This is a genomic window from Kitasatospora sp. NPDC091257 (assembly GCF_044757675.1).
Taxonomy (GTDB): Bacteria; Actinomycetota; Actinomycetes; order Streptomycetales; family Streptomycetaceae; genus Kitasatospora; species Kitasatospora lactacystinica.
In genome coordinates this window covers 1-4,237 of sequence record NZ_JBIVVI010000813.1, presented here as the reverse complement: position 1 = coordinate 4,237, position 4,237 = coordinate 1, and the positions used below count along the sequence as shown (strand labels likewise).

Below are 4,237 nucleotides of genomic sequence, written 5' to 3'. Positions count from 1 at the left end.
GCGGGCACTCCCTGCTCGCCACCCGGCTGGTCTCGCGGGTCCGGGCGACCCTCGGGGTCGAGCTGGAGCTGCGCGCCCTGTTCCGGCGGCCGACGCCCGCCGGGCTGGCGGCCGGGCTGCACGACGCCGGTACCGCGCGGCAGGCCCTGGTTCCCCGGCCCCGCCGCGAACCGATGCCGCTGTCCTTCGCCCAGCGCCGGCTCTGGTTCCTCCAGCAGTTCGGGGCACCGAGCGCCACCTACCACATGCCGCTGGCCCTGCGGCTGAGCGGCGACCTCGACCGGGACGCGCTGAGCGCCGCGCTCACCGACGTGCTGGCCCGGCACGAGACCCTGCGGACGGTCTTCCCGCACACCGCGGGCATTCCGCACCAGCGGGTGCTGGACCCCGCCGAGGTGCCCGTCCCGCTGGCCGTGCGCGCGGCCGCCGAGGCGGAGGTGCCCGCCCTGCTGCGCGACGCGGCGGTGCGCGGCTTCGACCTGACCTCGGACGTGCCGCTGCGGGCGGAGCTGTTCGCGGTCGCGCCGGACGAGCACGTGCTGCTGCTGGTGATGCACCACATCGCCGGGGACGGCTGGTCCATGGGCCCGCTGGCCCGCGACCTGGCCACGGCCTACGCCACCCGGCGGGGCGGCGGGGCGCCGACCTGGCCGCCGCTGCCGGTGACGTACGGCGACTACACCCTGTGGCAGCACGAGATCCTGGGCGACGAGCAGGACGCCGACAGCGTGTTCGGCCGCCAGGTCGCCTACTGGACACAGGCGCTGGCCGGGCTGCCCGAGCAGCTGCGGCTGCCCGTCGACCGGCCGCGCCCGGCCACCATGTCGTACGGCGGCGACCTGCTGGAACTCCGGATCGACGCCGAACTGCACACGGCGCTGGTGAAGTTGGCGCGACGCTCGGGTGCGACCCTGTTCATGGTGCTGCAGGCGGCGCTGGCGGCGCTGTACACGGGGCTGGGCGCGGGGACGGACATCGCGATCGGGAGCCCGGTCGCGGGGCGCACCGACGAGGCGCTGGACGAGCTGGTCGGGTTCTTCATCAACACGCTGGTGCTGCGGACGGACACGAGTGGCGATCCGAGCTTCGCCGAACTGCTCGGGCGGGTGCGGGAGACGGCGCTGTCGGCGTACGCCCACCAGGACGTGCCCTTCGAGCACCTGGTGGAGGCGCTCAACCCGTCCCGGTCGCTGTCCCACCACCCGCTGTTCCAGACCGGGCTGGTCGTGCAGAACGCGCCGGGCGGCGACTTCGACCTCCCCGGCCTGCGGGTCTCCGGGATGGCCGTGACCACGGGCACCGCGCGGCTCGACCTGACCTTCGGGTTCGCGGAGGAGTACGGGCCGGACGGTGCGCCGGCCGGGCTCAGCGGTGCGGTCGAGTACAGCACCGACCTGTTCGACCGTGCGACGGTCGAGACGTTGGTCGCCCGCTGGACCAGGCTGCTGGCCGCGGTCGCCGCGGCCCCGGAACGGCGGATCGGCGGGATCGACCTGCTGTCCGTCGAGGAGCGCGCCGAGCTGCTGCCCGTCGTCGAGGACGGGGCGGCCGGGGTGAGCCTGCCGGAGCTGTTCGCGGCGCGGGTGGCGGCGACGCCGGATGCGGTCGCGCTGGTCTGCGGCGGCACCGAGCTGACGTACCGGGAGCTGGACGTCCGGGCGAACCGGTTCGCGCATGCGCTGATCGCCCGGGGTGTGGGGCCGGAGCAGGTGGTGGCGGTGGCGTTGCCGCGCTCGGTGGAAGCCGTGGTGGCCGTTCTGGGTGTGTCGAAGGCCGGGGCGGCGTATCTGCCGGTGGATCCGGCGTACCCGCAGGCGCGGATCGACTTCATGCTGGCGGACGCCCGGCCGGCTCTGGTGGTCGACGACCCGGCGATGGTGACCGGCGGAGACCGGCCGGACACTGATCCACTGGTTGCGCCCGACGTCCGGCACCCGGCCTACGTGATCTACACCTCGGGCTCGACCGGCCGCCCCAAGGGCGTCGTGGTCAGCCACTCCGGCGTGTCGGGCCTGGTGGCCGCGCAGGTCGAGCGGCTCGGCGTGGTGCCCGGCAGCCGGGTGCTCCAGTTCGCCTCGCCGAGCTTCGACGCGTCGTTCTGGGACCTGTGCAGTGCCCTGCTCAGCGGTGCCGCCCTCGTCCTGGCCCCGGCGGACGCCCCGCTGGAGGCGCTGACGGACCACCGGCTCGGCGTCACCCATGTGACCTTGCCGCCCTCGGCCCTGGCGGTGGTGGACAGTGCCGACGTCACCGCCACCACCCTGGTGGTGGCGGGGGAGGCGTGCCCGCCGGAGCTGGTGGCACGCTGGGCGCCCGGCCGGCGGATGGTCAACGCGTACGGCCCGACCGAGACCACGGTGTGCGCGACCATGAGCGACCCGCTGTCCCCGGGAGCGGGCGGTGTGCCGCCGATCGGCCGTGCGGTCGCCGGCTTCCGGGTCTACGTGCTGGACGAGCGGCTGCGCATCGTGCCGCCGGGGGTGGCGGGAGAGCTCTACGTCACCGGCCCCGGCCTGGCCCGCGGGTACCTCGACCGGCCGGGACTCACCGCCGAGCGCTTCCTCGCCTGCCCGTTCGGCCCGGTCGGTGCGCGGATGTACCGCACCGGAGACCTGGTGCGCCGGCGCGCCGACGGGGAGCTGGAGTACGTCGGCCGCGCCGACGACCAGGTGAAGGTCCGTGGCTTCCGGATCGAACTCGGCGAGATCGAGGCGGCCCTGGCGGGGCACTCCGCCGTCGCGCAGTCCGCGGTCCTGGCCCAGGACGACCGGCTCGTCGGCTACGTCACGGCTCGTCCGGACACGACCGTCCGTCCGGCGGAGTTGGCGGCGTACCTGCGCGAGCGCCTGCCGGACTACCTGGTGCCGTCGGCGTTCGTGCTGCTGGAGGCGCTGCCGCTGACGCCGAACGGGAAGCTGGACCGGGCCGCGCTGCCCGCGCCCGAGGCCGTGACCACGGCTGTGGGACGGGCACCGCGCACCCCGCAGGAGCAGATCCTGTGCGAGCTGTTCGCCGAGGCGCTGGGTCGCCCGCAGGTCGGGATCGACGACGACTTCTTCGACCTCGGCGGGCACTCGCTGCTCGCCACCCGGCTGGCCGCCAGGGTGCGCTCGGTGCTCGGCGTGGAGCTGGGGCTGCGCGCGCTGTTCCAGGCGCCCACGGTGGCGGGTCTGGCCGTGTCGTTGACGGAGGCCGGCAACGCCCGCCCGGCGCTGACCGCGCGGGAGCGGCCGGAGGCCGTACCGCTGTCCTTCGCCCAGCGCCGGCTCTGGTTCCTGCACCGCATGGACGGTGCGGCCGCGACCTACCACATCCCGCTGGCGCTCCAGCTGACCGGGACGCTCGACCGGGCGGCGCTGGACGAGGCGCTGGCTGACGTGGTGGCCCGGCACGAGAGCCTGCGGACGGTGTTCCCGGAGGTGGGCGGCGTCCCGTGCCAGCGGGTCCTGGACCCGGCCGAGGCCCGGCCCCGGGCCGGGTCGACCGAGGTATCGCAGGCCGAACTGCACCACCGGCTCGCCGAGTTCGCCCGGCGGCCCTTCGACCTGGCGGCGGAGCCGCCGCTGCGGGCGGAGCTGTTCGCGGTGGCGCCGGACGAGCACGTGCTGCTGCTGGTGATGCACCACATCGCCGGTGACGGCTGGTCGACCGGCCCGCTGGCCCGCGACCTGGCCGAGGCGTACGCCGCCCGGAGCGAGGGCCGTGCGCCGAGTCGGTCGAACCTGCCGGTGCAGTACGCCGACTACACGCTCTGGCAGCGCGACCTGCTCGGCGACGCCGCCGACCCGCAGAGCCGGTTCGCCGAGCAGCTCGACTACTGGAAGCGCCAGCTGTCCGACCTGCCGGAGCTGCTCCGGCTGCCCGCCGACCGGCCGCGGCCGGCCGTCGCGGGCCGGCACGGGGACCACGTCGGCCTGGAGCTGAGCCCCGAACTGCACGCCGCTCTGACCGAGCTGGCGCGGAACACCGGCACCAGTCTGTTCATGGTGCTGCAGGCGGCGCTGGCGGCGCTGTACACGCGGCTGGGCGCGGGCACGGACATCCCGATCGGGAGTCCGATCGCGGGGCGCACGGACGAGGCGCTGGACGACCTGGTCGGGTTCTTCGTGAACACACTGGTGCTGCGCACCGACACCAGCGGTGATCCGAGCTTCGCCGAACTGCTCGGGCGGGTGCGGGAGACGGCGCTGTCGGCGTACGCCCACCAGGACGTGCCCTTCGAGCACCTGGTGGAGGC

Annotated in this window: 1 protein-coding gene; it reads left to right on the top strand. The window is 75.0% G+C overall.

Going from position 1 to position 4,237, the window contains the following annotated elements; all coding sequences use genetic code 11:
- Window positions 1-4,237, top strand: a 4,237-nt coding sequence (locus tag ACIQOV_RS30055; protein WP_401053736.1) for an amino acid adenylation domain-containing protein, incomplete at both ends; no start/stop codon positions are given.